At 72.1% G+C, this 25,869-nt stretch carries 25 protein-coding genes and 1 tRNA gene; 16 read left to right on the plus strand and 10 right to left on the minus strand.

Translation table 11 applies throughout. The features are described 5' to 3' along the window. Nucleotides 1–44 precede the first annotated feature (44 nt). The 3 genes from ABD160_RS27340 to ABD160_RS27350 all read right to left on the minus strand — a co-directional run bounded on the left by ABD160_RS27340 (nucleotide 45) and on the right by ABD160_RS27350 (nucleotide 3,383). Nucleotides 45–1,034 carry a beta-ketoacyl-ACP synthase III gene (locus tag ABD160_RS27340; RefSeq protein ID WP_344027568.1) on the minus strand — a complete coding sequence of 330 codons (990 nt, stop codon included), beginning with the start codon at nucleotides 1,032–1,034 and terminating at the stop codon, nucleotides 45–47. Beyond that, nucleotides 1,031–1,954, minus strand: coding sequence for an ACP S-malonyltransferase (locus ABD160_RS27345; RefSeq protein WP_344027570.1), 924 nt, complete (start codon nucleotides 1,952–1,954; stop codon nucleotides 1,031–1,033). Before ABD160_RS27345 ends, ABD160_RS27340 begins: the two co-directional genes overlap by 4 nt. Before the next feature lie 142 nt (nucleotides 1,955–2,096). Next, a complete protein-coding gene (locus tag ABD160_RS27350) occupies nucleotides 2,097–3,383 on the minus strand; it encodes a PucR family transcriptional regulator (protein ID WP_344027572.1) in 1,287 nt (428 codons plus the stop codon). Nucleotides 3,384–3,392: 9 nt separating this feature from the next. On the opposite strand from ABD160_RS27350, the gene ABD160_RS27355 reads away from it, so the two are divergent. Beyond that, nucleotides 3,393–4,172 (plus strand): pirin family protein, encoded by a 780-nt coding sequence (locus ABD160_RS27355; protein WP_344027574.1) that lies wholly within the window; start codon nucleotides 3,393–3,395, stop codon nucleotides 4,170–4,172. A 179-nt stretch (nucleotides 4,173–4,351) separates the two neighbouring features. Here ABD160_RS27355 and ABD160_RS27360 read toward each other — a convergent pair whose 3' ends face one another. Beyond that, a complete protein-coding gene (locus ABD160_RS27360) occupies nucleotides 4,352–4,555 on the minus strand; it encodes a cold-shock protein (protein ID WP_085915279.1) in 204 nt (67 codons plus the stop codon). Nucleotides 4,556–4,787: 232 nt separating this feature from the next. Next, complete coding sequence (gene aceE / locus ABD160_RS27365) at nucleotides 4,788–7,580, minus strand: pyruvate dehydrogenase (acetyl-transferring), homodimeric type (RefSeq protein ID WP_344027578.1); 2,793 nt, start codon at nucleotides 7,578–7,580, stop codon at nucleotides 4,788–4,790. A gap of 417 nt (nucleotides 7,581–7,997) precedes the next feature. On the opposite strand from aceE, the gene ABD160_RS27370 reads away from it, so the two are divergent. Next, the gene (locus tag ABD160_RS27370; protein WP_344027656.1) at nucleotides 7,998–8,429 is read left to right on the plus strand and encodes a DUF3052 domain-containing protein; all 432 of its coding nucleotides are present in this window, start codon (nucleotides 7,998–8,000) and stop codon (nucleotides 8,427–8,429) included. A gap of 3 nt (nucleotides 8,430–8,432) precedes the next feature. On the opposite strand, the gene ABD160_RS27375 is transcribed toward ABD160_RS27370, so the two are convergent. The 3 genes from ABD160_RS27375 to ABD160_RS27385 are packed head-to-tail and all read right to left on the minus strand — an operon-like array spanning nucleotide 8,433 to nucleotide 11,639. Further along, entirely contained in the window at nucleotides 8,433–9,047 is a 615-nt protein-coding gene (locus ABD160_RS27375; RefSeq protein ID WP_344027580.1) for a response regulator transcription factor, read from the minus strand. Further along, complete coding sequence (locus ABD160_RS27380) at nucleotides 9,044–10,951, minus strand: sensor histidine kinase (RefSeq protein WP_344027582.1); 1,908 nt, start codon at nucleotides 10,949–10,951, stop codon at nucleotides 9,044–9,046. Before ABD160_RS27380 ends, ABD160_RS27375 begins: the two co-directional genes overlap by 4 nt. A gap of 10 nt (nucleotides 10,952–10,961) precedes the next feature. Then, on the minus strand, nucleotides 10,962–11,639 hold the full coding sequence (locus ABD160_RS27385; protein WP_344027584.1) for a hypothetical protein: 678 nt from the start codon (nucleotides 11,637–11,639) through the stop codon (nucleotides 10,962–10,964). A gap of 66 nt (nucleotides 11,640–11,705) precedes the next feature. Here ABD160_RS27385 and ABD160_RS27390 point away from each other — a divergent pair, with 66 nt between their 5' ends. The 4 genes from ABD160_RS27390 to ABD160_RS33410 all read left to right on the plus strand — a co-directional run bounded on the left by ABD160_RS27390 (nucleotide 11,706) and on the right by ABD160_RS33410 (nucleotide 14,686). Beyond that, a complete protein-coding gene (locus ABD160_RS27390; protein ID WP_344027586.1) occupies nucleotides 11,706–12,167 on the plus strand; it encodes a redoxin domain-containing protein in 462 nt (153 codons plus the stop codon). A 15-nt stretch (nucleotides 12,168–12,182) separates the two neighbouring features. Beyond that, nucleotides 12,183–12,254, plus strand: a tRNA-Val gene (locus ABD160_RS27395). A 90-nt stretch (nucleotides 12,255–12,344) separates the two neighbouring features. Beyond that, nucleotides 12,345–14,147 carry a tyrosine-type recombinase/integrase gene (locus ABD160_RS27400; RefSeq protein WP_344027588.1) on the plus strand — a complete coding sequence of 601 codons (1,803 nt, stop codon included), beginning with the start codon at nucleotides 12,345–12,347 and terminating at the stop codon, nucleotides 14,145–14,147. A 47-nt stretch (nucleotides 14,148–14,194) separates the two neighbouring features. Continuing rightward, on the plus strand, nucleotides 14,195–14,686 hold the full coding sequence (locus ABD160_RS33410; RefSeq protein WP_425563670.1) for a winged helix-turn-helix domain-containing protein: 492 nt from the start codon (nucleotides 14,195–14,197) through the stop codon (nucleotides 14,684–14,686). A gap of 12 nt (nucleotides 14,687–14,698) precedes the next feature. On the opposite strand, the gene ABD160_RS27405 is transcribed toward ABD160_RS33410, so the two are convergent. Then, nucleotides 14,699–16,537, minus strand: coding sequence for a hypothetical protein (locus tag ABD160_RS27405; RefSeq protein WP_344027590.1), 1,839 nt, complete (start codon nucleotides 16,535–16,537; stop codon nucleotides 14,699–14,701). A 272-nt stretch (nucleotides 16,538–16,809) separates the two neighbouring features. Here ABD160_RS27405 and ABD160_RS27410 point away from each other — a divergent pair, with 272 nt between their 5' ends. After that, nucleotides 16,810–17,382, plus strand: a complete 573-nt coding sequence (locus tag ABD160_RS27410; protein ID WP_344027592.1) for an NUDIX hydrolase — start codon at nucleotides 16,810–16,812, stop codon at nucleotides 17,380–17,382. Here ABD160_RS27410 and ABD160_RS27415 read toward each other — a convergent pair. Further along, nucleotides 17,368–18,489 carry an NsdA family TPR-like regulatory protein gene (locus ABD160_RS27415; RefSeq protein ID WP_344027594.1) on the minus strand — a complete coding sequence of 374 codons (1,122 nt, stop codon included), beginning with the start codon at nucleotides 18,487–18,489 and terminating at the stop codon, nucleotides 17,368–17,370. The two genes, ABD160_RS27410 and ABD160_RS27415, sit on opposite strands and share 15 nt — an antisense overlap. Before the next feature lie 275 nt (nucleotides 18,490–18,764). Between ABD160_RS27415 and ABD160_RS27420 the strand changes: the two genes are divergently transcribed. The 9 genes from ABD160_RS27420 (at nucleotide 18,765) to ABD160_RS27460 (ending at nucleotide 25,785) form a co-directional block, all read left to right on the plus strand. Next, nucleotides 18,765–18,971, plus strand: a complete 207-nt coding sequence (locus ABD160_RS27420; RefSeq protein WP_344027596.1) for a helix-turn-helix domain-containing protein — start codon at nucleotides 18,765–18,767, stop codon at nucleotides 18,969–18,971. After that, nucleotides 18,971–19,204: a hypothetical protein gene (locus ABD160_RS27425; RefSeq protein WP_344027598.1), complete on the plus strand. Its 234-nt coding sequence runs from the start codon at nucleotides 18,971–18,973 to the stop codon at nucleotides 19,202–19,204. The genes ABD160_RS27420 and ABD160_RS27425 overlap by 1 nt, the downstream gene beginning before the upstream one ends. A 281-nt stretch (nucleotides 19,205–19,485) precedes the next feature. Beyond that, nucleotides 19,486–19,788 carry a hypothetical protein gene (locus tag ABD160_RS27430; RefSeq protein ID WP_344027600.1) on the plus strand — a complete coding sequence of 101 codons (303 nt, stop codon included), beginning with the start codon at nucleotides 19,486–19,488 and terminating at the stop codon, nucleotides 19,786–19,788. Between the two features lie 482 nt (nucleotides 19,789–20,270). Further along, nucleotides 20,271–20,744, plus strand: coding sequence for a WhiB family transcriptional regulator (locus ABD160_RS33415; RefSeq protein ID WP_425563671.1), 474 nt, complete (start codon nucleotides 20,271–20,273; stop codon nucleotides 20,742–20,744). Continuing rightward, nucleotides 20,741–21,280 (plus strand): hypothetical protein, encoded by a 540-nt coding sequence (locus ABD160_RS27440; protein ID WP_344027602.1) that lies wholly within the window; start codon nucleotides 20,741–20,743, stop codon nucleotides 21,278–21,280. The genes ABD160_RS33415 and ABD160_RS27440 overlap by 4 nt, the downstream gene beginning before the upstream one ends. Next, on the plus strand, nucleotides 21,268–23,202 hold the full coding sequence (locus tag ABD160_RS27445; protein ID WP_344027604.1) for a type IV secretory system conjugative DNA transfer family protein: 1,935 nt from the start codon (nucleotides 21,268–21,270) through the stop codon (nucleotides 23,200–23,202). The genes ABD160_RS27440 and ABD160_RS27445 overlap by 13 nt, the downstream gene beginning before the upstream one ends. Then, entirely contained in the window at nucleotides 23,199–24,209 is a 1,011-nt protein-coding gene (locus tag ABD160_RS27450) for a hypothetical protein (RefSeq protein ID WP_344027606.1), read from the plus strand. The genes ABD160_RS27445 and ABD160_RS27450 overlap by 4 nt, the downstream gene beginning before the upstream one ends. 53 nt (nucleotides 24,210–24,262) lie before the next feature. Then, nucleotides 24,263–24,880, plus strand: a complete 618-nt coding sequence (locus tag ABD160_RS27455) for a hypothetical protein (RefSeq protein WP_344027607.1) — start codon at nucleotides 24,263–24,265, stop codon at nucleotides 24,878–24,880. Beyond that, nucleotides 24,877–25,785: a hypothetical protein gene (locus ABD160_RS27460; protein WP_344027609.1), complete on the plus strand. Its 909-nt coding sequence runs from the start codon at nucleotides 24,877–24,879 to the stop codon at nucleotides 25,783–25,785. The genes ABD160_RS27455 and ABD160_RS27460 overlap by 4 nt, the downstream gene beginning before the upstream one ends. Nucleotides 25,786–25,869 lie beyond the last annotated feature (84 nt).

Consider the following 25,869-nt stretch of genomic DNA (forward strand, 5'->3'; position numbering starts at 1 on the left):
GGGTCGGTCGTACGGGGTGGTGCGGTGTGCCAGGGCCGACCGTCTCACGGACAGACGACGACCTGTCCGGCGTAGGACAGTCCTGCGCCGAAGCCTACGAGCAGCAGTACGTCGCCGGACCGTACCCGGCCGGCACTGCGCATGTGGTCCAGCGCCAGCGGGATGGACGCGGACGAGGTGTTGCCGGAGTGCACGATGTCGTCGGCGACGACGAGATCGTCCCGGGCGCCCTTGGAGCGCAGCTTGCGGGCGATCGCCTCGACGATCCGCAGGTTGGCCTGGTGCGGGATCAGCACGTCGATGTCGGCGGGGGCCAGCCCGGCCCGCTCGATCGCGTCCAGCGCGACCGGCGCCACCGCGGTGGTGGCCCAGCGGAACACCGCCTGGCCCTCCTGGTGCAGCTTGTTCGTCGACTCGCCGAGGATCCGGATCGCCGACGCCTGGTCCCCGGAGCTGCCCCAGGCGACCGGCCCGATCCCGACGCCGTCCTGCGCGGTCGCCGGTCCGACCAGCGCGGCACCCGCGCCGTCGGCGAAGATGATGCTGGTCGAGCGGTCGTCCCAGTCCATCCAGTCGGAGAGCTTCTCGGCGCCGATCACCAGCACGTTCGGCACGCTGCCGCCGCGGACCATGTCCGCGGCGACACCGAGCGCGTAGGAGAAGCCGGCGCAGGCCGCGTTCAGGTCGAACGCGGGGACCCCGTTTGCGCCGAGCCGGGTGGCGACCTGGGCGGCGGCGTTCGGGATCGGGTTGGGCATCGTGCAGGTGGCGACGATCACCGCGCCCGGCCCGGCCGCGTCGAGCCCGGCGTCCTTGAGCGCGGCCAGCCCGGCGTCGACGGCCAGGTCCGGCAGCGAGGTCGCGTCGTCGGCGATCCGGCGTTCGGCGATGCCGACCCGCGAGCGGATCCAGGCGTCGTCGGTCTCGACCCGGCGGGCCAGGTCGTCGTTGGTGACGACGTGTTCGGGCTGCGCGCTGCCCAGGCCCAGTACGCGCGCCCCGACGGTCGGCTCGGCCAGGCGGATCCGGGTCACTTCCGGTGCTCCTCGATGAGTTGTGCGGCGGCGTCGAGCTGCTCGGGCGTCTTCAGGGCGAGCGTCGGGGTGCCCTTGACCGCCCGCTTGACCAGCCCGGTCAGCGTCGCGCCCGGGGGCAGCTCGAGGGTCGCGCCGACCGACCGCTCGGCCAGGGTCTGCATGCAGGAGTCCCAGCGGACCGGGCGGGTCACCTGGGCGACCAGCCGTTCGAGGGCCTCGGTGCCGGAGCCGACGACACCGCCGTCGGCGTTGGACAGCAGGGTCAGTCCGGGATCGGCGACCGTCACCGACGACGCGTGCTCGGCCAGCGCGGCCCGGGCGGGCTCCATGTGCGCGGTGTGGAAGGCCCCGGCGACCGGGAGCTCCTTGACCCGGGCGCCCTCCGGCGGACCGGCGACCAGCTCGGTGACGGCCTCCTTCGCGCCGGCCGCGACGATCTGGCCCGCGCCGTTGCGGTTGGCCGGGTCCAGGCCGAGCTCGGCGAGCCGGGCCAGCACCACGTCCGGGTCGCCGCCGAGCACGGCGGCCATCGAGGTCGGGGCGACCGCGCAGGCGGCCGCCATCTCCCGGCCACGCACCCCGGCCAGCGCGACCGCGGCGTCGTCGTCGAGCACCCCGGCGATCGCCGCGGCGGTGAGCTCGCCGATCGAGTGGCCCGCGACGACCGTGTCCGCGGGCAGCTCCACCGTCTCGCGCAGCCGGCGGGCCGCCAGCAGGCCGAGGCTGACGATCAGCGGCTGGGTGACCGCGGTGTCGGTGATCTCCGCCGCGTCCGCGGTGGTGCCCAGCCGGACGAGATCGAGACCGACCGCGTCGGACCAGCCGGCGACGAGCTTCTCGGCGGCGGGGTCCGCCAGCCACGGAGCGAGCATGCCGGGGGTCTGGGCCCCCTGGCCGGGCGCGAGCAGGGCGATCACCGGGACATCACACACCTCACGGGGTCGGCGGCGGGATATCGGTTACGACGAACTTCGGCCCACCGTAGTTGGAGGAATCCTCCAATACGGGAGTGTGACCGAGCCCTCGTTACCCTCCCGTACGGGTCTCTGTTTGTAGGGTTCACGACATCACCTCGGCTGTTGCGCCCGAGCCGATCCCGGTCGGCCGGGCGTCGTCGAGCGGGGTCAGCGGTTCGGTGCCGGCCCCGCTCTCCCGGACTCCGCCGGTGCGGTCCGCCACGAGCGCGGTGCGCAACACGAACGCCTGGCGCGGATCGGTCGGGGACAGGCCGACCAGCTCGGCGATCCGGCGCAGCCGGTAGCGCACGGTGTTCGGGTGCACGTAGAGGGCCCGCGCGCAGCCCTCCAGGCTCGCGCCGCCCTCCAGGTACGCGGCGAGCGTGCGGAGCAGCTCGCCGCCCGCGTCGTGCAGCGGGGCGAGGACCTCCTCGGCGAGCCGCCGCCGGGCCGTCGGGTCGCCGCACAGCGCCCGCTCGGGGAGCAGGTCGCGGGTCGCGACCGGCCGCGGCGCGTCCGGGTAGCCGGGCGCGGCGGCCAGCCCGGCGATCGCCTCGGCGACCGACGCGCCGGCCCCGGCGAGATCGGCGCTCGGCTCGCCCGCGACGACCGGCCCCGGCCCGAAGCGGGCGGCGATCTCGCCGAGCACCGGTGCGGTCGTGCCGGCCGCGACCCGGCCGGTGGGGTGCAGCAGCACGACCAGCCTGCGGCCCTGGACGCCGACGAGGACGTCGTGGTGCAGCCGCGCGGCGAGCTTGCGCAGCTCCACGATCAGCTGCGGGGACTCCGATCCGCTGCCGGGCACCCGGCCGACCAGGCAGTGCACCGGCGCCGCCGGGTTCCAGCCGAGGGCGGCGGCCCGGGAGACGAGCGCGCCGTCGTCGTCGCCGCGCAGCACCGCGTCGACGACCAGCGCCTCCAGCCGGGCGTCCCAGGCGCCGCGGGACTCGGCGGCGCCGGCGTAGACGGTCGCCGCGGCGAACGCGATCTCCCGGCCGAAGCGCAGCACCGCCTCGGTCAGCTCGTGCTGCTCGGTGGCGTCCCCGGCGAGCGGGGGCAGGTGCTCCTCGAACACGTCGGCGGCGATCCGCACCAGCTCCACGGTCTGCCGCAGGCTGATCCGCCGGGCCAGGTCGCGCGGCGCGATCCGGAACGCCTCGGCGGTGAGCGGGGTGGTGCGGTCCGGCTCGCGCAGCCAGGACACGAAGTTCGCGACGCCGGTCTGGGTGACCAGCGCGACCCCGGCCCGCTGGTCGGCGGGCAGCTCGGCGAACCAGGGACGGGTGCGCTCCATCTCGGCGAGGCAGGCCGCCGCGAGCGGCGCGGAGGCCAGTTCCAGGCGGCGCAACGTCGCGCTCGCGATCGGAGGGTGGCGCACGTCGGGCAGCATGACACGACGATGAGCACCGCAGAGCACGGCCCGCGCGTCACCCTGCACCGCGCGGGCGGACGATTCCGCACCCGGACCGGCTGGCTGGACTCCCGGCACAGCTTCTCCGCCGGTGCGCACTACGACCCGTCGAACACCCACTTCGGGCTGCTCCTGCTGCACAACGAGGACCGGGTGCTGCCCGGGCGGGGCTACGACGAGCACCCGCACCGGGACACCGAGATCCTCACCTGGGTGCTGGAGGGGGAGCTGGAGCACCGGGACACCGGCAGCGGCCGCACCGAGCGGGTCGCGCCCGGGCAGGTGCAGCGGCTCGGCGCCGGCTCCGGGGTGCGGCACTCCGAGCACGCGACCCCGCAGGCCGGTGTCCGGTTCGTACAGATGTGGGTGGTGCCGGACGGGCCGGGCGGGGCGCCCGAGTACGAGGTGCGGGACGCGACCGCGACCGGGGAGCCGGTGGTGCTGGCGTCCGGGCTGGAACGGCACCGCGGCAGCTCGCTGCTGGCGCTGCGGCAGCGGCGGGCGGCGCTCACCGTGGTGCGGCTGCAGCCGGGGGCCGGCACGCCGCTGCCCGCGGCGCCCTACCTGCACGCCTTCGTCGCGCGCGGCAGTGCCGACCTGGAGGCGGCGACGTCCGCGACCGGCGCCGGCCCCCTGGGTACCGGCGATGCGGCCAGGATCGTCGACGACGGCGGCGGCCGGCGGATCACCGCCGGGCCGGACGGGGCCGAGATCCTGGTGTGGGAGATGCACGGAGCGCTCGGGCCGGGGCCCAGCCTGGACGGCTGAGCAGACCGCGACGCCCGGGGCGTCTGCGACATCGGGCGGATCCGGGCGCCGCGCACCGGCTCCGCCCCGGCACCCTGCCGGGTGCGGGGCAGCGAATGTCGCGGTCCGGCTGGCGTGCTCCGGACCGGATGTGCGGAGGTCGGCCGCCGGTTACCGGCGGTCCGCTCCGGGGACGCCGCTCAGAGCGGCGTGACCGCGCTGGCCTGCGGTCCCTTCTGACCCTGCTCGATGTCGAACGCGACGCGCTGGCCCTCGTCGAGCGTCTTGTAGCCGTTCGTCTGGATCGCCGAGTAGTGCACGAACACGTCCGCGCCACCACCGTCGGGAGCGAGGAAGCCGTAGCCCTTCTCGCTGTTGAACCACTTGACGGTGCCCTCTGCCATTCCTGCTCCCTCGTTCATCGGCCCGGGACACCTCGTCCCGTTGCCGCCGGCCAGCGACGCACACGGTCCACGCCCTGGTCAGGACGGTGCTGCCGGGCGACGAGTGATCACCACACGCACCGTCGGGCGGAGCTTATCGTGATCTGCGCCGCCCGGGGAGGGGCGAAAAGCCGACGGCGGCCCGCCGCACCCCGGGCCGGGTCACGACGGGCCGCCGCTGCGGCGCCGTGGTTCAGGCGGCGCCGGAGTCGCTGGTCTGCGGGCCGGCCGCCCGCGGGTCGTCGATCTTGTAGCCGGCCGCGGCCTCGGCCGCGGTCTCCCGCTTGATCTGGCCCTGACCGGCCAGCGCCGAGAGGGCGCCGACCACGATGGACTCGGCGTCGACGGCGAAGTGCCTGCGCACCGCGGGCCGGGTGTCGGACAGGCCGAACCCGTCGGTGCCCAGCGACAGGAACGGCGCCGGGGACCACTGCCGGATCTGGTCCGGCACGGACCGCATCCAGTCCGACACCGCGACGACGGGCGCGTCGGCGTGGTCGCCCTCGCCCAGCTTCGTCGTCACGTAGGGCACCACCGGGTCGTCGCCGGGGGCGAGCAGGTTGCGGCGCTCGGCGTCGACGCCGTCGCGGCGCAGCTCGCCCCAGGAGGTGACCGACCAGACCTCGGCGCGGACGTCCCACTCGTCGGCCAGCATCTGCTGCGCGGTGACCGCCCACGGCACCGAGACGCCGGAGGCGAGCAGCCGCACCACGGGCCCGCTGCCCTCGGGGGCGGCGGCGTAGCGGTACATGCCGCGCAGCACGCCCTCGGTGTCCAGGTCGGCGGGCTGGGCCGGCTGGACGTAGGGCTCGTTGTAGACCGTCAGGTAGTAGATGACGTTCTCCGGGTCCTCGCCGACCATCCGGCGCAGGCCGTCCTGCACGATGTGCGCGACCTCGAACGAGAACGCCGGATCGTAGGCGACCACGGCCGGGTTGGTGGCGGCCAGCAGCAGCGAGTGGCCGTCGTTGTGCTGCAGGCCCTCCCCGGTCAGCGTGGTGCGCCCGGCGGTGGCACCGACCAGGAAGCCGCGGGCCATCTGGTCGGCGGCGGCCCAGATCGAGTCGCCGGTCCGCTGGAAGCCGAACATCGAGTAGAAGATGTAGACCGGGATCATCGGCTCGCCGTGCGTGGCGTACGAGGTGCCGGCCGCGGTGAAGGACCCGACCGAGCCCGCCTCGTTGATGCCCTCGTGCAGGATCTGGCCCTGCTCGGACTCCTTGTAGGCCAGCATCAGCTCGGCGTCGACCGAGGTGTAGTTCTGCCCGTGCGGGTTGTAGATCTTCTGGGTCGGGAACATCGAGTCCATACCGAAGGTACGGGCCTCGTCCGGGATGATCGGGACGAAGCGGTCGCCGATCTCCTTGTCCTTGATCAGCTCGCGGAGCAGCCGGACGAACGCCATCGTGGTGGCGACCTCCTGCTTGCCGGAGCCCTTCTTGATGAAGTCGTAGACCTTGTCGCCGGGCAGCACCAGCGGCTTCGACGTGGTGCGCCGGGAGGGCAGCGGCCCGCCCAGCTGGCGGCGCCGCTCCTTGAGGTACTGGATGGCCGGGTCGTCGTCGCCGGGGTGGTAGTACGGCGGCAGGTACGGGTCGGCCTCGAGCTGGGCGTCGCTGATCGGGATGCGCTGCTCGTCGCGGAACTGCTTGAGGTCGTCGAGCGTCAGCTTCTTCATCTGGTGGGTGGCGTTGCGGCCGGCGAAGTGCGTGCCCAGGCCGTACCCCTTGATCGTCTTCGCCAGGATGACGGTCGGCTGGCCGTGGTGCGCGGTCGCCGCGGCGTAGGCGGCGTGCACCTTGCGGTAGTCGTGGCCGCCCCGCTTGAGCTTCCAGATCTCGGCGTCCGACATCGGCTCGACCAGCGACTTGGTGCGCGGGTCGCGGCCGAAGAAGTGGTCGCGGACGTAGGCGCCGTCGTTGGCCTTGTAGGTCTGGTAGTCGCCGTCCGGCGTGGTGTTCATCAGGTTGATCAGCGCGCCGTCGCGGTCGGCGTGCAGCAGCGAGTCCCACTCGCGGCCCCAGATGACCTTGATGACGTTCCAGCCGGCGCCCCGGAAGAACGCCTCGAGCTCCTGGATGATCTTGCCGTTGCCGCGGACCGGGCCGTCGAGGCGCTGCAGGTTGCAGTTCACCACGAAGGTCAGGTTGTCGAGGCCCTCGTTCGCCGCGACGTGGATCATGCCGCGGGACTCCGGCTCGTCCATCTCGCCGTCGCCGAGGAAGGCCCAGACGTGCTGGTCGCGGGTGTCGGAGAAGCCGCGGTCGCCCAGGTACCGGTTGAACCGGGCCTGCATGATCGCGTTCATCGGGCCGATGCCCATCGAGACGGTGGGGAACTCCCAGAAGTCCGGCATCAGCCGCGGGTGCGGGTAGGACGGCAGCCCGCCGCCCGGGCCGGCGTGGCTGAGCTCCTGGCGGAACCCGTCGAGCCGGTCCTCGGACAGCCTGCCCTCGAGGAACGCGCGGGCGTAGATGCCGGGGGAGGCGTGCCCCTGGATGTAGATCTGGTCACCCCCGCCGGGGTGGTCCTTGCCGCGGAAGAAGTGGTTGAACCCGACCTCGTAGAGCGTCGCCGACGAGGCGTAGGACGAGATGTGCCCGCCGACGCCGATGCCGGGCCGCTGCGCGCGGTGCACGGTCATCGCGGCGTTCCAGCGCAGCCAGCGCCGGTAGGTCCGCTCGACGTCCTCGTCACCCGGGAACCAGGGCTCCTGGTCGGTCGGGATCGTGTTGACGTAGTCGGTGGTGGTCAGCGACGGGACACCGACGTGCTTCTCGCGCGCACGCTGCAGCATCGTCAGCATCAGGTAACGGGCGCGCTGCTGCCCGGCGTTGTCCAGGACCGCGTCGAAGGACTCCAGCCACTCGGCCGTCTCCTCCGGGTCGATGTCCGGCAGGTGGGCCGCCAGCCCGCCCCGGATCACGTTGACGCGGCGTGGCTCCTCGCCGTCGTTGCTGCCCGCCCTGCTGCTCTGCGCGGTCAAGGGTTCTCCCTGCCTGATCAGTCGGTGGCCGGGGTCCGCCCGGCCCTGTATTCCTCACGTCCGCTCACCACACCGGTTCCCGGGTCGACGGGATGGCAGGTGCGGTTCTGCCGACCGGCGCGATGGGCGTGTCCAGCACCCATCGTGCCTGTTCCGGCGCGGGCCCGAAACTCAGCTCCCCGTGCACGGGGAGCTGTTGCGGGACGTCCGGGCGAGGATAGGTACTACTCCGACGTAACTGAACGGACGGTGAGGTGACGTGCGCGGCACCGTGCTCTCGGTTCCCAACCGGTGACGGCCGGTTGCGCAGGGTCCCGCCCGCGTGTTCGGATGCCGCATCCGATTTCGTGTCAACGGTGGCGCCTGCGCGCGGAACCGAGAACGATGGACTGCGTGAGCAGCGTGAAAGGGGACCGAGTGGTGACCGCGGCAGATGCCGGTGCGTCCGACATCGCGGGGAGGCTCGGCATCGAGCCGGGCCAGATCGTCCAGGAGCTGGGATACGACACCGACGTCGACGAGCAGGTCAGAGAGGCCGTCGAGGCAGTCATCGGTGAGGAACTGCTGGACGAGGACGCCCAGGAGGTCATCGACGTCGTCCTCCTGTGGTTCCGCGACGGGGACGGCGATCTGGTCGACACACTGGTCGACGCCCGCACCCCGCTGGCCGACGACGGGGTGGTCTGGGTGCTGACGCCCAAGACCGGTCGCGACGGCCACCTCCAACCGTCCGAGATCGCGGAGGCGGCCCCCACGGCGGGGCTGTCGCAGACGAGCAACGCCACACTCGGCGAGGACTGGGTGGGGTCGAAGCTGGTCCCGCCGAAGCAGGGCAAGGGGAAACGCTAGGGCTCAGCGGCGTTCCCGCACGATCCGCACCGCCTCGGCCCGGTCCGCCGCGCCGAGGCGGGTGAGCACCGTGCTCACGTAGTTGGCGACGGTCTTGCCGGACAGGCCGAGCCGGGCCGCGATCGCCGCGTTGGTGAGGCCCCGGCCGAGCAGCTCGGCGACCGCGCCCTCGCGTGGGCTGAGCCCGGGCAGCGGCTCCGGGCCGCGCGCGTCGATCGCGGCGAGCGGCCGGGGGACGCCGGTGCCCAGCCAGAGCGCGCCCATCGCGGCCGCCCGGACGGCGGCGACGATCTGGTCCGGATCGGCCTCCTTCACCACGTAGCCGGACGCGCCGGCGTCGAGTGCGGCGCGGACCGAGCTCTCGTCGTCGAACAGGGTGACCACGACCACCGCGGTCCGCGGGTGCGCCGCGACGATCCGCTCGGTGGCCGCGACGCCGCCCAGCCCGGGCATCCCGAGATCCATCAGCACGACGTCCGGTGGGTCGGCTGCGCAGACCTGTACGGCCTCGTCGCCGGTGGCGGCCTCGGCGACGACGGTCAGGCCGCTCGCGGTGAGCAGCGAGACCAGGCCGCGGCGGAACACCGGGTGGTCGTCGACGACGACCAGGCGGGTCACGCCGGGGCCCCGGGGATCGGCTGCGGTGCCGGTTCCGGTGCATCCGGGACTGGCGGGACCGGGTGCGGTTGCGGTGCCCGCGTGTCCGGGGCTCCGGGGGTCGGTTCCGGGGGCCCGGACGTCGCGGGGCGGAAGGGCAGCCGGACCCGGACCCGGGTGCCGCCGCCGGGGCGCGGGCCGATCCCGGCGCGCCCGCCCAGCTCGGTCGCGCGCTCCCGGATGGAGGCCAGCCCGAGACCGGGCGGGACCCGCTCCGGGAGGCCGGCGCCGTCGTCGTCGACGGTGACCAGCAGTTCGTCGCCGGCGGTGGCGAGGGTGACCGTGCACTGCCGGGCCCCGGCGTGCCGCCGGACGTTCGCCACCGCCTCCTGCACGATCCGCAGCGCGGCCAGGTCCACCGCGGCGGGCAGCGCGAGCCGTTCCGCCGGGGCGTGCACCCGCACGTCGAGGGTGTCGGCCCGCGACCCGTGCACGCGCAGCCGGATCGCCTCGGCCAGCCCGGCGTCGTCGAGGACGGGTGGGCGCAGGTCGTGCGCGATCTCCCGGGCCTGCCCGGCGGCGGCCCGGATGCCGTCGGCGAGGTGCTCGGCGTCCGCGGCCAGCGCCGGATCGTCGCCGGCCCGGCGGGCTAGCGCGGCGGCCCCGAGCCGCAGCCCGGCGAGCGTGGGGGAGAGGTCGTCGTGCAGGTCACGGCGCAGCCGGCGGCGTTCCTCCTCGCGGGCGTGCAACGTCCGGGTGTGCGCGTGCGCGAGATCGGCCAGCGCACGGGCGCCGTGCAGGGCCGGGCCGGCGTGCAGGGCGAGCCGTTCGAGGACGTCCCGGTCCCGGCGGGTCGGACCGGACTCGCCGCGCCGCGCCGGGACGACCAGGGTCGCGAGCTCCTCGCCGAGATGGCGGACCGGCCGGTCGGTGGTCGGTCCGGTGACCGTGCCGATCACCGCCGACAGCGGCCCCGGCTCACCGGGGGCCGCGGTGCGGTCGTGCAGGGCGGCGCCGTCCAGCCGGAGAGCGTCCACGACGGTGCCGAGCACGACGCCGGGCACCCGGGCCGGGTCCGGCTCGGCGGCGAGCCGGCGCGCCAGCTCGGCCGTCGCGGCGGCCGGGTCCCGGCGCCCGCGGAACACCAGCAGGTCCGCCAGGGCGCCGGCCAGCCGCAGCACCGGGACGGCGGCCACCGCGACCGTGGCGGCCGCCCACCAGGCCACCGCGCCGGGCACCGCGAGGACCGCCAGGTGCAGACCGACGAGGACCGGCACCGCGAGCCAGGCCGCGACGACCGCGCGGAGTGCGACGTCGACGTCGTACACCCGGGGGGAGATCAGCCCGACCGCCAGCCCGGCGGTGGCCGGGAGCACGGCGAGTGCCGCGGCCAGCTCCGACCACGGGCCGGCGGCGCCGATCGTGCCGCCCTCGACCAGCATGATCAGCTGGAAGGTGCCGACGCAGACGAGCACGCCCAGCAGCCCCCAGCGGACCCGCTCGCGTTCGGCGGTGGACGCGCGCCGCCGGTAGCGGTGGATCTGGCCGACCACCAGCAGGGTCTGCGCGATCCCGATCCACGGCGCGAACCATGCGGTGTCGGTGACGGCGCCGTGGGTGACGACGACCGCGACCGCGGGCACGAACGACGCGACCACCGGGACGACGAACCAGCGCGGGACGACGCGACCGTCCGGGTAGGTGGCCATGAGCAGCGGGAACGCGGCGAACCAGGCGGCGCCGATCCGGCCGTCGTCGGGCAGGAAGGCGCTCGCCACCGACTCCAGCAGCAGCACCGCGACGGCCGCCCGCGGCAGCAGCTCGCGGCGCGGCCGCCCGCGTGCGGTGACGGCGAGCAGCACGACCAGCGGCACGGTCACCGCGAGCACGGTCACCTGCTCGACGAGGACGGGGACGCCGGTCATGGTGCGGGAATCATCCGGTGGTGAGGTCGGCGCGTCGAGCCGCCGTCCGGGCGCGGCGCAGCAGGATCACGCCCAGCACCAGGTACGCCGGGATGAGCGCGACGGCGCCGAAGGGCACCTGCCAGGCCACGATCGGGCCGATCATGACGACCGTCGCGGCGACCGCGACGACCGTTCCGGGGAGCCCGACGATCCCCGCGTTGCGGCCGGCGGTGGCCAGCCCGAGCAGCCAGCCGGCGGCGGTCAGCGCCGCCACGGCCACCGAACCGGTGATCACGACGCTCACCGCATGGTCCGCGACCTGCTGGTCGGCCAGGGCCGGCGCGGCCTCGGCGAGGTTCGCGCCGGACGCGGCGTTCGCGAACGTCTGGCCGCCGACGAACAGCCAGGCCGCCGCCGACAGCAGGCCGGTCGCCCGCAGGAACGGGTGCCGGAGCAGCGCGTCCACGCTCAGCACCAGGATCGCGGTGCCGGCGGCCAGCCCGGCGAACACCGCGAGCTCGACGGCGCCGACCCACTGCACGGCGAGCTTCCCGGCGGCGACGTCCGGGTTCTCCTCGGCGAGCAGGGTGAACACCAGCACGGGCATCAGGGCGTAGGAGAGCCCGGCGAGCAGCGCGCCGGCGCCCGCCGTGCGGAGCAGCCGGGAGCGGTCGACGGTCGGATGGGGCAGATCGGTCATCGTCATGGCGGGGAGCGTCGCCACCGGACGTCCCGGGAGACCAGTGATCGGGCGTCCCGATACGGTGCCGGGATGGCCCCGGAGATCGGCGGGACGGCGCCCGCGTTCACCCTGCCGGACGCGCAGCGGCAGCCCGTGTCGCTCGGCTCGGTGCTCGCCGGGGGGCGCAGCGCGCTGATCGTGTTCTACCCGTTCGCGTTCTCCGGGATCTGCGGCGGCGAGCTGCAGGCCGTGCAGGACTCGCTGGACGACTTCCAGAACGAGCGGGTGCAGATCCTCGCCGTCTCCTGCGACCCGACCTTCGCGCTCGCGGCCTGGGCGGCCTCGGCGGGATTCACCTTCCCGCTGCTGTCCGACTTCTGGCCGCACGGGGCGGTCGCGGACTCGTACGGGGTGTTCAACGCGGACAAGGGGATGGCCCTGCGCGGGACGTTCCTGGTGCGTCCGGACGGGCGGGTGGGGTTCGCCGAGGTGAACCAGCCGGGGGAGCCGCGGGACCAGGACGGGTGGCGGCGGGTGCTCGGGGTCGTGTGAAACTGTGTGCGTCCCGGGCGCGTAGCTCAGCGGGAGAGCACTCGGTTTACACCCGAGCGGTCGCAGGTTCGAACCCTGCCGCGCCCACGCATCTGACCAGGGGTTTTCCTCCCGGCAAGATCGCCAGCTAGTCCACGTGACACGTTTCGTGACACGAAGGGCTCGTATCCTCGGCTCATGACACGGGCGAAGGCCGGTCGCCGGAGGCAGCGCGGGACGATCGACAGGCTGCCGAGCGGTGCCCTGCGTGTCCGCGTGTACGGCGGTCAGGACCCGGTGTCGGGGAAGCGGAACACCCTCGTCGAGGTGATCGAGCCCGGCCCGCGCCAGGAGGCCCGCGCCGAGGCCGCGCGGACGCGGCTCCTCAACGCCGTCGACGAGCAGCGCAGCCCCCGCACGAGCGCGACGCTGGACCAACTGCTCGACCGGTACCTGGAGACCCTCGACGTCGGCGCGACCACGCACCGCGCCTACACCCGGTATCTGGAGCTGCACGTCCGACCGTTCCTGGGGCGGACGAAGGCCGGCGCCGTCGGTGCGGAGGCCCTGGACTCGCTCTACGCCGAGTTGCGCCGCTGTCGCGACCACTGCTCCGGGTCGGCGAAGCGCGTCGACCACCGGACGCCGCGGGAGCACGAGTGCGACGACCGGTGCCGTCCGCACCGCTGCCGGCCGCTCGCGCCGGCGACGATCCGGCACATCCACTTCGTGCTGAACGGGGCGTACTCGCGCGGGGTGCGGTGGCGCTGGGTGTCCGTCAACCCGGTCGAGTTCGTCTCGCCGCCCGCGAAGCCGCCGCCGGACCCGCAACCGCCGTCGGCGGGGGACGCGGCGCGGTTGCTCAATGAGGCGTGGCGGGACCTGGACTGGGGTGCGCTGGTCTGGTTGTTCATGACCACCGGCGCTCGCCGCGGCGAGTTGTGCGCGCTGCGCTGGTCGAACGTCGACCTGGAGTCAGGCACGTTGACGATCCGGCGGGCGATCGCCCAGGACGGCCGGGCGTTGCAGGAGAAGGACACGAAGACCCACCAGCAGCGCCGCCTCGCGCTGGACGCCGAGACGGTCGAGGTCCTGAGTGACCACCGGGCGCGGTGCGAGGAGCGGGCCCGGGCGCTCGGGGTTGAGCTGCGGCCGGAGGCGTTCATGTTCTCGCTCGCGCCGGACGGGTCGGCGAGTCTGGTGCCGGGGTCGGTGACGCAGCGGTACTCGCGGATGGCGGCGCGGCTGGGGCTGGACACGCATCTGCACAACCTGCGGCACTACTCGGCTACGGAGCTGATCGCGGCTGGGGTGGACGTGCGGACGGTCGCGGGGCGGCTCGGGCACTCCGGGGGTGGGGTGACGACGCTGCGGGTGTATGCGGCGTGGGTATCGGAGGCGGATCAGCGGGCGGCGAGCGGGCTCGGGTCACGGATGCCTGAGCGGCCATCGGGTCCTGGGTCGGAGATGGAGCGGGTGCGGCGGGATCCGCGGTCGGCTCGGGAGCGGCTGGCGGTCGAGCTGCTGGAGCGGATCGAGTCCGGGGCCGTGGCGGTGGGTGGGCATCTGCCGGGGGTCAAGGTACTTGCCGCCGAGAAGGGGCTCGCGCCGAGCACTGTGCATCGGGCGTTCGAACTGTTAAAGAAGTGGGGTGTGCTCTCTGGCGACCAAGGTGCGCGGCCTACGGCTGCACCGCAGGCGCGAGGTGGCGACCCAGCGGTGACAATCCCGGCTATACATCAGCAGTTGGGCTCAGAGAAAAGGTCCACGGACACCTTCTTTTCGATCGTCGTTCGTGGGCCAGATGGCCGCCGCTATCCGGCGCGGGTCGTGGCTGGCAGCCTCGCTGATCCGGGAGCCTTCCGAAAACACCTGATCGGTATCGCGCGGTTAGAAGACGTTGAAAACACAGATTCGACTGAGTCTTGGGTAGGGCGCTACGAGCTTGAGGTCACCCCGCTCGCTGTTTCGCGCTGCGAACCGATGGTGTTTCGTTACTGATCTGCGCAGAGTGCTGCCGCAATTCGCTCAGGTATCTAGGTATGCTCATGAGGAAAAATCTCTGGACTAGGAGAAGTTGCATCGTGACGCCTCGAGGTACATCTCGCAAGATCTCGGACGAAATTCGTCGACAAATTCGCGGTGGCGACTTGCAGCCAGGTCAGCATCTGCCTTCCGAGTTACAGTTGGCCGAGAAGTACGGAGTTTCTCGCGGAACCATTCGGAGTGCCTTAAGCATTCTTTCCGCTGAGGGAGTGGTGCAGGTAGTTCCCGGCGTGGGTCGGAAGGTTGCTGGCGAGAACCCGGACGCGGAGCCTATCGCTGCGTATGCGCGAATCGCAAGAGAACTAGAGGGACGCCTCCTTGCCGGAGAGTTTAGTGCCGGATCCGTCCTTCCAAGCGAGGCTCAGTTGCGGGCACAATACGGGGTCTCGCGCAACACGATTCGCCGTGCCTACAACGTGCTGCGCGAAAGTCACCTAATTCGAGTCGATCATGGAGTTGGGGCAGTCGTACTAGATCGACCAGAAGGACGTTAGCAGGGATTTCGACTAGTTGGTTGTGACGGTCCGAAGATGCGGCCCAATGTAGCCGATATAGATGGCTCGATTTCCTGAGTAGTCGTCGAAGTAGTGCATTCGCGGACTACGGATTCCAACCTTTCCCAACTTGAAATGAGCTTCCATTACGACAAATCCCTCGTCTCTACACTCGCTGGGAACCGGCAACATTCGGAGGCTTCCGAACTTGGCGAGCGTAGACTCAGATTCGCTGTATGCGTGTTTCTTAGGCGAATATCCACGATAGCCTGTTGGCGTAGACTCCAGGTAGTGATGAACGTTCCCGTCATGATTGCCGGACTCGCGTGCCGCGAGGTATGATTGCAAGACAAGGAGACATTCCCATGTGGCGCGTGCAATTTTTCCCGAGCCGTCGAGGTCGCACAACTTCCTAGTGGTCGTTGCACTCCCGGTGAAGAATATTCTGGATGACTCGAATTCTCCGATTCGATCCACTAGCTCGTCGAACGAATCGGGGATGACTGGCTCGGCATCGGCGGGCAGACGTGCGGACGCCAGGTCCCATTCGCGAAGCTCGCGAAACTTCCGTCGAAGCCAGAGGCTTTCCTCCTCGGCGTGGATTCGAAGAAGATCGGCCAGTTGGCGCTCTTGTTCCTCTTCGCTCAATTCAAGCTGAAGGAGCTCGATCTTCTCGCGCAAGTCATCCGCTTCGGTGAGGCTCTTCTGTAACTCTGTGCGCGAGCGTTGCATAATCACCAGGTTGCGCTCGCTCTTAAGTCTTGCTTGTCTTTCGTTCTGAAGCTGAGACGCTACTTGCTGTAGGTCCTCAATCGACCAGGTGCTCTTAAGGCCCAGAACTCCGGCGACGCTCGCCAGTAGCGACTTCTGCTCGGATGCAAGGTCGCGAAGTTGCTCAATCTCTTCCTTGTTTATAGCGCCTGATGCGCGATCGGAGGTCGTGAGTCGCGTTTCAACCACGTCGGCAGTGGTCGAGTCGTCAGCGGTGGTTTCTGGGTCGGGCTCATGGTCCTGGTTATCACTCGTTCCGAAAATCTGTTCGAGCAACAGGGCGCTGGTTACTCTGTCAAGATCGCGAGTTGCGCGGACTACTTCGATTGGGCGCGGACGCCTGCTGGCGTGGCGTCGTGCGATGCTTGCTAGGAGAGCGCGAATGGCGGGGTCGGTATCCTCGCCCAGTCGTTGCCATCCAAGTATTTTGTGACGGGACCCATCGGCTGGCTCATCTAACCTGACGCCTGGAAGAAACGTCCTGATCGTCCAAGGATGAATTTGATGCGAATGGGCAAGCTTATCGTTAACGATCTCGGTTGTGGCGGGATCAAGAATCACGGCCTGAGCAAGGCCACGAAAGTCTCGTGACCATAGCTGTACCTTCTTCTGCCACGCCATCAGGTCTAGCTGGTCATTGGTTCCGGCCACAAAGAGGAGGGCATGTCGCGAGCTGTCAGCGATCCAATTGATGACTTCGTCTGACCTGGAAAGGCTGATGAGTGGAGGTGTACTCAAAAGCGGCAGTTGCCCGTCGCGCGGTGCATTAATTACATCCGCGATGCGATCGAAGAATTTGGGCGGCTTCGGAGTGCTTCGTAAATCTGATGCAATGGTTACGTCAACCCAGCCGGTCCCCGGGCGCGCAGGGGTGAAAAAGGTGAGGTCCGTCCTCCATGTGTTCTCGCCCGACTCTACAAGTCGGCAACGAACAGACGATCCGCTTCGGTTGGTGTTATGGACTACGACTAGCTTTCGGTTCTCTTGCTGGAAGCTGATATTCGATCTAGTGTTTAGGTCAATTTTCTTCTGGGTGCGGAGCCATGTCTCAAGCTGACCAAGAATATACTCTTGAGACATGGAGTCACTGCTAAACTGAAAGAATGATTGATATGCACTGTGGCTGAGTCTCGGTCCTACGGTGGGGGTGCTAGACATGGCATTCAAGTCAGTAGTCAGCGTCGTCAACGTTCGACCTCCATGCTGTGGCGCCTCTCTATCTCATCGTATCGAACTCTCGCTACTTGTGGTGCGCGCAGTGCGAATCCACCACGGTAGGCCAATGGGCGGATAGCTAGTCAAAGCCGTGAGCGTGTGATAGTGGTTCCATGGGCAACTGTTACCTTCGGCGCATGGTCGAGGTTGGGCAGTCTGCACGATGGGACGTACACGGCGAGCGGACGATCTATGCGAACGCTTGGGTAACTGTCGGTCTGGCCGACATCTCCCAGCCTTCAGGCGAGCGCTTCGAGCACCACACAGTCACGCTGCCCGCAGCGGCCATGACGGTCGTTCTGGACGATGACGGCAGCAACGTCCTACTGTCCTGGCGTCATCGCTTCGTGCCGGATCTGTGGAACTGGGAACTCCCCGGTGGCCTGCTCGACGACGGCGAGTCGCCCGCCGAGACCGCGGCCCGAGAGGTCGAGGAAGAGACCGGGTATCGGCCCCGGACGGTCGAGCACCTGGTGACCTTCGAGCCGATGGCCGGGACCGTCCGTAGCGCGCACCACGTCTTCCTCGCGCGCGGTGCCGAGCGGGTCGCCGATCCGACCGAGCTCAACGAGGGCACGTTCAGGTGGGTGCCGCTCGCCGACGTCCCGGATCTGATCGCGACCGGGAAGGTCGGCAACTCCGGCGCGCTGGTCGGGCTACTCCACGTCCTGGCGTTGTCCGGGCCAACGGCGGCGTCACGGGCCGAGTAGCTCTCGGATCCGGCGGCGCTGTCGTTCGGATCCGGTCCGGCCGGCCAGTCGACCGGCGCGTTCCGCCTGGGCTCGTGACTCGCCGACTTCCCCACGCGCCCGCAGTGCCAGCGCGAGGTCGACGCGGAGGCTGACCTCCGCGCGTCCGTACTTGCCGTCCGGCATCGCGGCCAGGGCGGTGCTCAGGTCGTCGATCGCGGACGTCTCGCCGAGGCGGGCGAGGCAGTGTCCGCGCCACCGGGCGAGGTGCCCGGCGTCGAGCATCAGGTAGGGCAGGGCGTGCTCCGGCTGCGTCGGGAGCGCGCCCGCTGCGGCGTCGAGGGACCGCAGCGCGGCGTCCCGGTCGCCGAGTGCAGCGAGTGCCTCGCCCCGTGCAGCGTGCAGCCAGGCCTGCAGCTCGCGCGGAACCGGTCCGCTGGCGATGTCGTGGGCCGAGGCGATCAGGTCGAGGGCGTCTGCGGCCCGTCCGGCGTCGAGCAGGATGAACGCCTGCTGCGCCCGCGCGTACCCGAGCCCAGCCGGTTGCCCGCTCTCGCGTGCCGCCGCGGTGGCGGCCTCGTGCAGCCGCCACGCCTCCGGGAGGCGGCCCATGTCGAGGGCCTGCCATCCGGCGAGCGCCGCGGCCTGGCCGAGTTCGTCGGCGGCCTGTTCGCGCGCGTTCCCGGGCAGGGCGTTGCGGACCAGGCTCTCCACGGTCTCGACGTGCGCGACGGCCTGGCCGTGCACCGTCGCCCCGCCGAGCCGGCGGTCCAGCAGTCGGATGGCCTGCGTCTGTGATCGCAGGAGGTCGACCAGACCGGGGTCGAGGCGGGTGAACTCCGGCAGCTCCAGCGGCTCGGTGACCGGCGCCGCGGCGATCTGCTCCGGCGGCGAAGGCTCGACGAGGCCCAGCTCGACTGGGGAGCAGCGGTACACCTCGCACAGCAGCTCGCGGTAGAAGTCGCCGACGACGCCGCCCTGGTTCTCCCAGACGGCGATGCGGCGCGCGAGACTCTCGTCCTTCGGGAGCTGTTCGCCCCGTCGGGCCGCTGCGGCACGTAGCTCGTGCAGCAGCCGAGCCTTCTTCCAGCCGCGCTCCTCGCGGACCCGCGCGAGCCGGTTGCCCATCGACGCCCCCTCGTCCCGAGATCAACGGTGGCCCGCTGAGCTGGGGAAATCAACCCTGATGCGGATGGTCGCATCACCTCGCGTCACCCCACGTCATCTCCCGATAACACCGTTCACGACTGCAATCTCAGGTCACGGAAGGCCACGGCGATTGACTCCGATCGCCACTCGTGCCTTACTTGTTCAGTACATGTACCTAACATGTACAGATTGGGGTTGTGATGAGTGATCTCCGAGGGACGGAGACGGTGCCGGTGGCGCCGAGGTTCTACAGCGTGGCAAAGGTCGCGGAGCTGCTCGGGATGTCGCCGATGACGGTGTACCGGGCGATCGCGGCGGGCGAGTTCCCGGCGGTCCGGATCCGCGGTCGGCTGATCGTCCCGGCGAAGGCGATCGAGGCCATCGCGGACCTCGCGATCGCCGAGCAGACCGTCGTCGACGCCTCCGGCTGGGTGTCGGTGCAGCACGGGAGCGCGGGCTGATGGGCAGCGTCGGGGTGCTGATCCTCTTCATGGTGCTCGGCGCGGTGATCTGCGCGAAGGCACGGGTGGCGATGGGTGCGGTCGTGTTCTCGCTGATCGCGCTGGTGCTGTTCATCGCCACGCCGATTGGTGCCGGGCTGCCGGACGCGATCTCGACGTTCGTCTCGGCGTTCGACCAGGCCGCCACGCCCGCCCTGAACGGTGCGGGTGCGTCGAGCGGGAGCGGTCAGTGAGCCCGGCCGCCGGTTCTGGCGGGGGAGACCTCGCCCTCACGGCCGGGCAGGCCGAGAACCGGGTGGACCCGCCTGCGGCGAGGCGGAGGGCCGTCCGGCCCGAGTATGGCCCGGCCTCCCTCCCCATCAAGGGCGCTGCGCGTCGCTACGCGACCGGACTCCGTCCGGCCCTTGACGGCGAGCCTCCGAGGCCGTGCGCGCTGCGCGCAAGGCGGCGGGGCGAGCGCCCGCCACCGGTGGGCCGGACCGGCCGACCCTCCTCACCCCTTCCGGAGGCCAGCATGACCGCGATCTTCCTGCCCGGCCCGCCCGTCGTGGAGTTGGACGACGACCCGATCGACCTTGTCGACGTGACCGATCTGGTGTGCCCGGGCTGCGCCCGCCCGGTGGTCGACGGCCCGCACTCGGGGTGGTCCGCGAGCGCCGGCCGCTGCCCGGAGTTCTCGCACCTCGACGGGTCGGTGCTGTGCCCGGACGGGGTCGGGCGGGTGCCGGAGCCGGTCGAGGCGGCGTCGCTGCGCTACGGGCTCACCGACGCCGGGGCCGCCGCGGCCGTGGACAAGGCGCGCGGGTGGTCGGCGTGACCGCCCGTCCGTCGCCGGAGTGGACGGTCCCGGAGCGCGCCGCCGGGCCCGAGGACCTGGACCCGCGGTTGCTGCGCCCGACCGGTCGCACGGACCGCCTGCAGGTGGTGGTCGAGCACTACGTGCCGGATGCGGGCCGGTGCCCCGGGTGCGGGTGGCCGGTACTGCGCCGCCAGGAGTGCCCGTCACGTCAGGTCGCGGTGTGCCTGCTGGACAACCGGCCCCTGCCGGTCCGGCTCGCGCACCTGGCCGAGGTGATCCCCGGCGCGCACCGGCCGCGACACCGCGGCGGATCGGGACGAGCGGCGCCGGATCGAGGACGGGCTGCCGGGGCTGTTCGCCGCACCCGTCCGGGCCCCGGACCGGGGGCAGCCGTGAACGACCGGAAGCAGAACCACGAGATGGGACGGCCCGGCGACGGGATCTTGGCGGAACACGACCGCCGGGCCGCTCTCACCAACCAACACATGGAGGTAGGAGAGATGTTCACCGTAGACCCGAGCCCCGCGCGGGGCGAGGAGCTGGACTGGCGGGCCCGCGCGGCCTGCCGCGACGTCGACCCCGAGCTGTTCTTCCCGACCGCCGTCACCGGCGCCACCCTCGTCGCGGAGGAGCGGCGGGCGCTCGCGGTGTGCCGGGTGTGCCCGGTCCTGAACGCCTGCCGGTCGTGGGCGATCGTCGAGCAGCCGCACGGCATCGCCGGCGGGTTGACCGAGGACGAGCGCCGCCGCGCCCGCCGAATCACGCCCCGACAGGTTCGCCGCGTTGAGCTCTCGGCCGTCGTGCCCGGCCCGTCGCCGCGTACCGACCGGGCCCCGGTCATCGCCGCGGGCCAGACGGCGCTCACCGCCGGGGCTGACCGTGGGGACGTCGCCCGCACGCTGGGCGTGACCCGCCGGACCGTCGACCGCTGGGCCGCCGCCCTCGCGATCCCCGCCGGAGGTGGTCGGCGATGAGCGAGACGTTCAGGGTCACCGAGTCCGGACAGGCCGCCGGCCGGATCCGGGAGCTGATCCGCCGGGTCGCGGTCGAGGTGTTCGGCACGACCGAGACCGAGGTCCCGATCCCCGGGTTCACGATCTTCACCGACCGCAAGATCGACGACCCGCTCGCCGGGGTCCGGGCCGCGCTGCTGATGCGCAGCGTCGCCGAAGGCCAGCTCTACGACTACGCCCGCTCCGCGCGGGCCGCGGGCCGCTCGTGGGACGACATCGGCGCGGTCCTCAGCCTGCTCACCGGCGGAGTGCCGGTCGGGGAAGCGGCGTTCGACTGGCTGGTCTGCGGCCGCGTCCCGGACCCCGAACGGGAGGGGATCCGGTCGTTCAGGACGCCGTCGGCGTACTGGCGCTGCACCACCTGCGACCAGCAAATCACCGATGACGGGCCGTTCGAGTCCCACCCCACCGACAACGAGACCGGTCACGCCGACTCCTGCGCCCGCCACCGGGCGGACGTCGCGGCGTGGGCCGAGCGCACGGGATGGGACGAGTGATGGAGATCCTGTTCAGCTCCACCGCCCTGGTCCTCGCCGTGTTCGCCGGAGGCGCCCTGCTCGCCTGGTCGCGCGGGGCCCGGGGCCTGTCCGCCGGCCTCGCTGCGATCGCGCTGCTCCCCGCGGCGACGATCGTCACCGCACTGTCCTGGCCCGCGCTGGTCGCGGTCGCCGGGCTGGCCGCGGTGATCGTGTGGCACCGGTGGTCGCGCTCCTCGGCGACCGTGTCGCGGTGGGCGTCCCGCTCCCGCCGCAAGGTCGGCGTCGCGTCCAGCCTGGACATCGTCCGCCACGCCGGAACCCTCGCGGTCCGACGCCGCACCGGCACCGTCCGCCCGTCGCTGGCCGGGCTGCCCCGGCTGCAGCGGTGGCGGCTCGCCACGACCGAGGCGGCGGTCGAGCTGTGCCGCACGGGGGCGTTGCGGGTGTGGGCGTTGGTCGAGGACGTCGTGATCGTCGTCGGCGGCCCCCGCACCGGTAAGACCGGCTGGCTCGCCGGACGCGTCCTCGACGCCCCCGGCGCCGCACTGGTCACCTCCACCCGCACCGACCTGCTCGACCTGTGCGCGCCGATCCGGCGCCAGTCGCGGGGTGAGGTGTTCGTGTTCAACCCCGCCGGGCTCGGCGACCGCACGTCGACGATCACGTTCGACCCGCTGACCGGCTGCACCGACCCGGTGACCGCGACCGAGCGCGCGACGGACATGCTCGCCGCCGTCGCCAGTGGTTCGGGTGGGGATCGGGAGTTCTGGGACGGTCAGGCCCGCCGCGTCCTGGCCGCGCTGCTGCACGCCGCCGCACTGGGCGGCCGTCGGATGGCCGATGTGCTCGGGTGGGTCGCCGACCCGGATGCCGCCGGCCGCGAGGTCCCCGCGCTGCTGCGCCGCTCGGGGGTGACGGCGTTCGAGCAGGACGCGATGCAGTTCATCACCACCAACGAGCGCACCCGCTCCTCGATCACCTCATCGGTCATGCCCGCGCTCGGGTGGCTGACCCACCCCGCTGCCGCTGCGGCGGCGGAGCCCGGGGAGGGATTCGACGTCGGCCGCCTGCTGGACGAGCGGGCGACGGTGTTCCTGCTCGGTGCTGAGGAAGCGCAGACCGCGCCGCTGGTGTGTGCTCTGACCGGGCACATCGCCCGTGAGGCGCGCCGACTGGCCGCGGGCCAGCCTGCGGGGCGGCTGGACCCGCCGCTCGGGCTGTTCCTCGACGAGGCGGCCCTGATCAGCCCTGTCCCGCTGGAGAGCTGGACCGCCGATATGGGCGGTCGGGGAGTCACGATCCTCTGTGCGTTCCAGTCCCGCGCGCAGCTACTCGCCCGGTGGGGTGAGCACAAGGCCGCCACAATCCTGAACAACACCGCCGCCGTGATGATCTTCGGCGGGACGCGGGACAAGGCGGACCTGGAGTTCTGGTCCACCCTCGCGGGCGAGCGCGACGAGCGGGTCTCCACCACGGACGAGCACGGCCGGGTCGCCTCGCGCAGTGTGCGGAAGGTGTCGGTGTTGGCGCCGGCGCAGATCGCGAACCTGCCTGCGGGTCGGGTGGTGGTGATCCGGCGGGGGATCGCGCCGGTGATCGGCCGGGCCCGGATGGCGTGGAAGCGGCCCGACGTCCGCCGCCGCGCTCGGCTGATGCGCCGAGTCGAGGCCGAGTCCCGCCGCCACCGACGCAACGAGGCGGTCCGGGTGTGGGCCGACACCCAGCTCGAACGGGCCCTGATGATGCTCGCCGCGCGCTGGCCCGACCGATTCGGGGAGTCGGCGGAGAGGGTGCGGTCGTCGAACCGGATGTTCGCCGAACTGCGCGCTATCCGCGGGGGTGACGACGCGGACCAGGTCGCCGCGGCGGCGATCGTCGAGCCGATCCCCGGCGAGCGGCCGACCGACGGCCCGACCGGTGACGGGCGGTGGAAGCGATGAACGACCACTACGAGCTGCTGACCCCGGCCCAGGCCGTCGACCGCCTCGCCGTCGGGCTGCCCGGCGGGCGGGCCGACGCCGAGCAGGTCGTCGCCTCCTACCTGCGCGACGCCACCGGCGTGCATGGTCGGCCGTCGTCGGGGTGGCTGCTCGATGAGTTCGATCTCGACGACGCCCGCGCCCGCTTCGGCTGGGTCGACTTCACGAATGGCGAGACCGTCGCCGCCGCCCGCGCCCGGGCCGACGCCGCCGCGATCGCGGCGATTCGTCAGGCGCGCGGGACGTCGGCGATCACCGAGCGGGCCCGTCTGGCCGGACTGCACTCGGACGCGGAGATGTGGGGCTACCGCGCCCACTCCGTCGGCCTCGACGAGCTGAGCAACACCACTGCCTGCGACCCGCAACCCCGACTGGTGACCGTCGCCCGGGAAGGGCGAGAGCGGTCGCACCGCGAGGCGACCGCCACGCACGACACCCGAGTCCTGGCTGCCGAGGCCGCGACCGAGGCGGCGGGAGCCGCGGCCCGCTGTGGACACCCCGCCCGCGAGCACGACCTGCGGGACCACGACCAGCACGAGGAGGGGGACCCGATGACCACCCCGAACGACGACCAGCGCGACCACACCCCGGACCGGCCGCCCTCGCTCGGACACAGCGGCCGGCGGGCCCGATTTTCCAAGGACTACGACCCCGCGATGCGGGCGCTGCGCGAGGAGATGGAGACCGCCGCAGCGCGGGACGCGGTCGAGGATGAGCGCGGTGACCGTGAGCGAGTTCTCGACGAGGGACCCGGGTCGTTCGTGGGCGGGCTGTGGTTCACCCCGGACGAGTCGGCCGCGGGTGAGGTCCGTCCGCTGACCGAGGCCGAGGTGCGCCGGTTCTCCGACCTGGTGCGCACCTCCCAGGCCGAGGCGGTCGCCGACCAGATCGACCCCGCCGAGAGCGGCGCTCCGGGCCGGGCCACGTCGGCTGATGCCGACTCCGAGGGGGCGGGGTGGGAGCGGTGACCGCGCCGTCGCACCCCGCTCACCCCGACCCCTCGTCGTCCGACGGTGGGGCGTTGGCCCGGCTCGCCGGGCAGGTCGACACGCTGCGCCGTCAGGTCGCTGAGCTGGAGCCGATCCCGGACCAGGTCGGGGAGCTAGGCCGGCTCGTCGGACAGCTCTCCGAGGCCCTGGCCGCGGTGACAGCGCGCCGGCGGATCCCAGCCGCGCCGTCGTGGCTGATGGCCCCGGGCGACACCGCCGAGACGCGGCGACTGCTCGACGAGCTGTGCGCGTGGGCGCAGGCGGTGTTCCTGCGCTACCCCGACGCGGCGAAGGTGCTGCCCGAGTGCTGGCTGTTTCACCCCGACGTCGTCGAGGAGCTGCTCTGGCTGATGCACGCCTGGCTCGCCGCCTACCAGGGCCCGGCCGCGTCGGTCGGCGCGGCGGGGGACTGGCACGACCGGCAGCGCCCCGGGGTGGTCAACCGGCTCCGCAAGGAGGCTGGGTCGTGCTCGATCGAGCGCCACCAGACCCGCCCCGGCTGGAGCGCCCCCGCGGGTGCGCCGGTGCCGGTCCCGGGCGTCGACCACGCCGAGGTGATCGCGCGGTGGTGGGCGGGGCGGCGGGACCAGGCTCCGCCCGAGCCCGCCCCGACGGTCGGCGCTGGCCCGATCGGGACGGTCCTGCGATGACCGGCACCGAGTCCCGCGCGGGCCGGTGGGGCCGGGCGTCGGTCTGGCTCCCCGGCCTGGCCGTCGCGATCGGCGCTGCGGTCGCGACCGCGCACGGCCTGTTCGAAGTCGCGGTGGCCGCCCGGGTCCCGGTCGCGGTGGCGTGGATCTACCCGCTGATCACCGACGGCCTCGCGCTGGTCGCCTACACCGCGACCGCCCGGCTGCAGGGCGGCGCGGCCCGCTACGCCTGGGCGGTGGTGATCGTCGCCGCCGGGCTGTCGGGGCTGGCGCAGGCGGTGTTCCTCGCCGGGCCCGCCCCGTCGCCCGGGGCGCCGCCGGTTGAGGCGGACGCGGTGTTGCGGTTCGGAGTCGGGGCGTGGCCCGCGATCGCCGCGGCCGTCGTCGCGCACCTGCTCTATCTCCTCGCTGAGACCCGGCCCGCCGAGGCGCCGGCTGCCGAGGCCGGCCGGGCGCAGCCCGCGCCCGGCGAGGTGTCCGGAGCCCGTGTCCGGGCGACGATCACTGTCCCGCGGTCCGGCCGGACACCGGTGGAACGCCCGGACACGGTGGGACGCGGGTCGGGTGTCCCGCCCGCGCTGGACGGGCCTGTGATCCCGGGCCCGCCGCGGCCGATGTCCCACCCAAGCTCGCGCCACGCCGTCCGACCGGACCGGCCAGCGCCGTCCGCAGCCGGTGGGACGGGCAGGTCGGGTGCCGGCGCGCGGGAGCGCGCCCGCACCGCCGCCCTCACCCACCGCGAGCACCACGGCACCCTCCCCACCGTCCGCGAGCTGGAGGAGCTGGCCGATGTCGGCCGCGGTACTGCCGCCCGCGCCCTCCAGCAGCTCCGCGACACCCCGCAACAGGCTCCGAACGGCCTGCACCTCGTCCCCGACGAGCCCCAGAACAGGACCACCCGATGAGCACCGACAGCGAGAAGACGACCGCGACTGAGCAGAGCGCCAGAGCCGAGAGCGACTACCCCGAACAGAGCAACGAGAGCCCAA

The sequence above is a fragment of the Pseudonocardia kongjuensis genome (assembly GCF_039526905.1).
GTDB classification, from domain to species: Bacteria; Actinomycetota; Actinomycetes; order Mycobacteriales; family Pseudonocardiaceae; genus Pseudonocardia; species Pseudonocardia kongjuensis.

What these genes read in the sequence shown, in the direction of transcription:
- ABD160_RS27350 (WP_344027572.1), bottom strand. Translation starts at nt 3,383, where the DNA reads ATGCTGCCCGACGTGCGCCACCCTCCGATCGCGAGCGCGACGTTGCGC.
- ABD160_RS27355 (WP_344027574.1), top strand. Translation starts at nt 3,393, where the DNA reads ATGAGCACCGCAGAGCACGGCCCGCGCGTCACCCTGCACCGCGCGGGC.
- ABD160_RS27360 (WP_085915279.1), bottom strand. Translation starts at nt 4,555, where the DNA reads ATGGCAGAGGGCACCGTCAAGTGGTTCAACAGCGAGAAGGGCTACGGC.
- ABD160_RS27380 (WP_344027582.1), bottom strand. Translation starts at nt 10,951, where the DNA reads ATGACCGGCGTCCCCGTCCTCGTCGAGCAGGTGACCGTGCTCGCGGTG.
- ABD160_RS27385 (WP_344027584.1), bottom strand. Translation starts at nt 11,639, where the DNA reads ATGACGATGACCGATCTGCCCCATCCGACCGTCGACCGCTCCCGGCTG.
- ABD160_RS27390 (WP_344027586.1), top strand. Translation starts at nt 11,706, where the DNA reads ATGGCCCCGGAGATCGGCGGGACGGCGCCCGCGTTCACCCTGCCGGAC.
- ABD160_RS27400 (WP_344027588.1), top strand. Translation starts at nt 12,345, where the DNA reads ATGACACGGGCGAAGGCCGGTCGCCGGAGGCAGCGCGGGACGATCGAC.
- ABD160_RS33410 (WP_425563670.1), top strand. Translation starts at nt 14,195, where the DNA reads ATGAGGAAAAATCTCTGGACTAGGAGAAGTTGCATCGTGACGCCTCGA.
- ABD160_RS27405 (WP_344027590.1), bottom strand. Translation starts at nt 16,537, where the DNA reads ATGTCTCAAGAGTATATTCTTGGTCAGCTTGAGACATGGCTCCGCACC.
- ABD160_RS27410 (WP_344027592.1), top strand. Translation starts at nt 16,810, where the DNA reads ATGGTCGAGGTTGGGCAGTCTGCACGATGGGACGTACACGGCGAGCGG.
- ABD160_RS27415 (WP_344027594.1), bottom strand. Translation starts at nt 18,489, where the DNA reads ATGGGCAACCGGCTCGCGCGGGTCCGCGAGGAGCGCGGCTGGAAGAAG.
- ABD160_RS27425 (WP_344027598.1), top strand. Translation starts at nt 18,971, where the DNA reads ATGGGCAGCGTCGGGGTGCTGATCCTCTTCATGGTGCTCGGCGCGGTG.
- ABD160_RS27430 (WP_344027600.1), top strand. Translation starts at nt 19,486, where the DNA reads ATGACCGCGATCTTCCTGCCCGGCCCGCCCGTCGTGGAGTTGGACGAC.
- ABD160_RS33415 (WP_425563671.1), top strand. Translation starts at nt 20,271, where the DNA reads ATGTTCACCGTAGACCCGAGCCCCGCGCGGGGCGAGGAGCTGGACTGG.
- ABD160_RS27440 (WP_344027602.1), top strand. Translation starts at nt 20,741, where the DNA reads ATGAGCGAGACGTTCAGGGTCACCGAGTCCGGACAGGCCGCCGGCCGG.
- ABD160_RS27445 (WP_344027604.1), top strand. Translation starts at nt 21,268, where the DNA reads ATGGGACGAGTGATGGAGATCCTGTTCAGCTCCACCGCCCTGGTCCTC.
- ABD160_RS27450 (WP_344027606.1), top strand. Translation starts at nt 23,199, where the DNA reads ATGAACGACCACTACGAGCTGCTGACCCCGGCCCAGGCCGTCGACCGC.
- ABD160_RS27460 (WP_344027609.1), top strand. Translation starts at nt 24,877, where the DNA reads ATGACCGGCACCGAGTCCCGCGCGGGCCGGTGGGGCCGGGCGTCGGTC.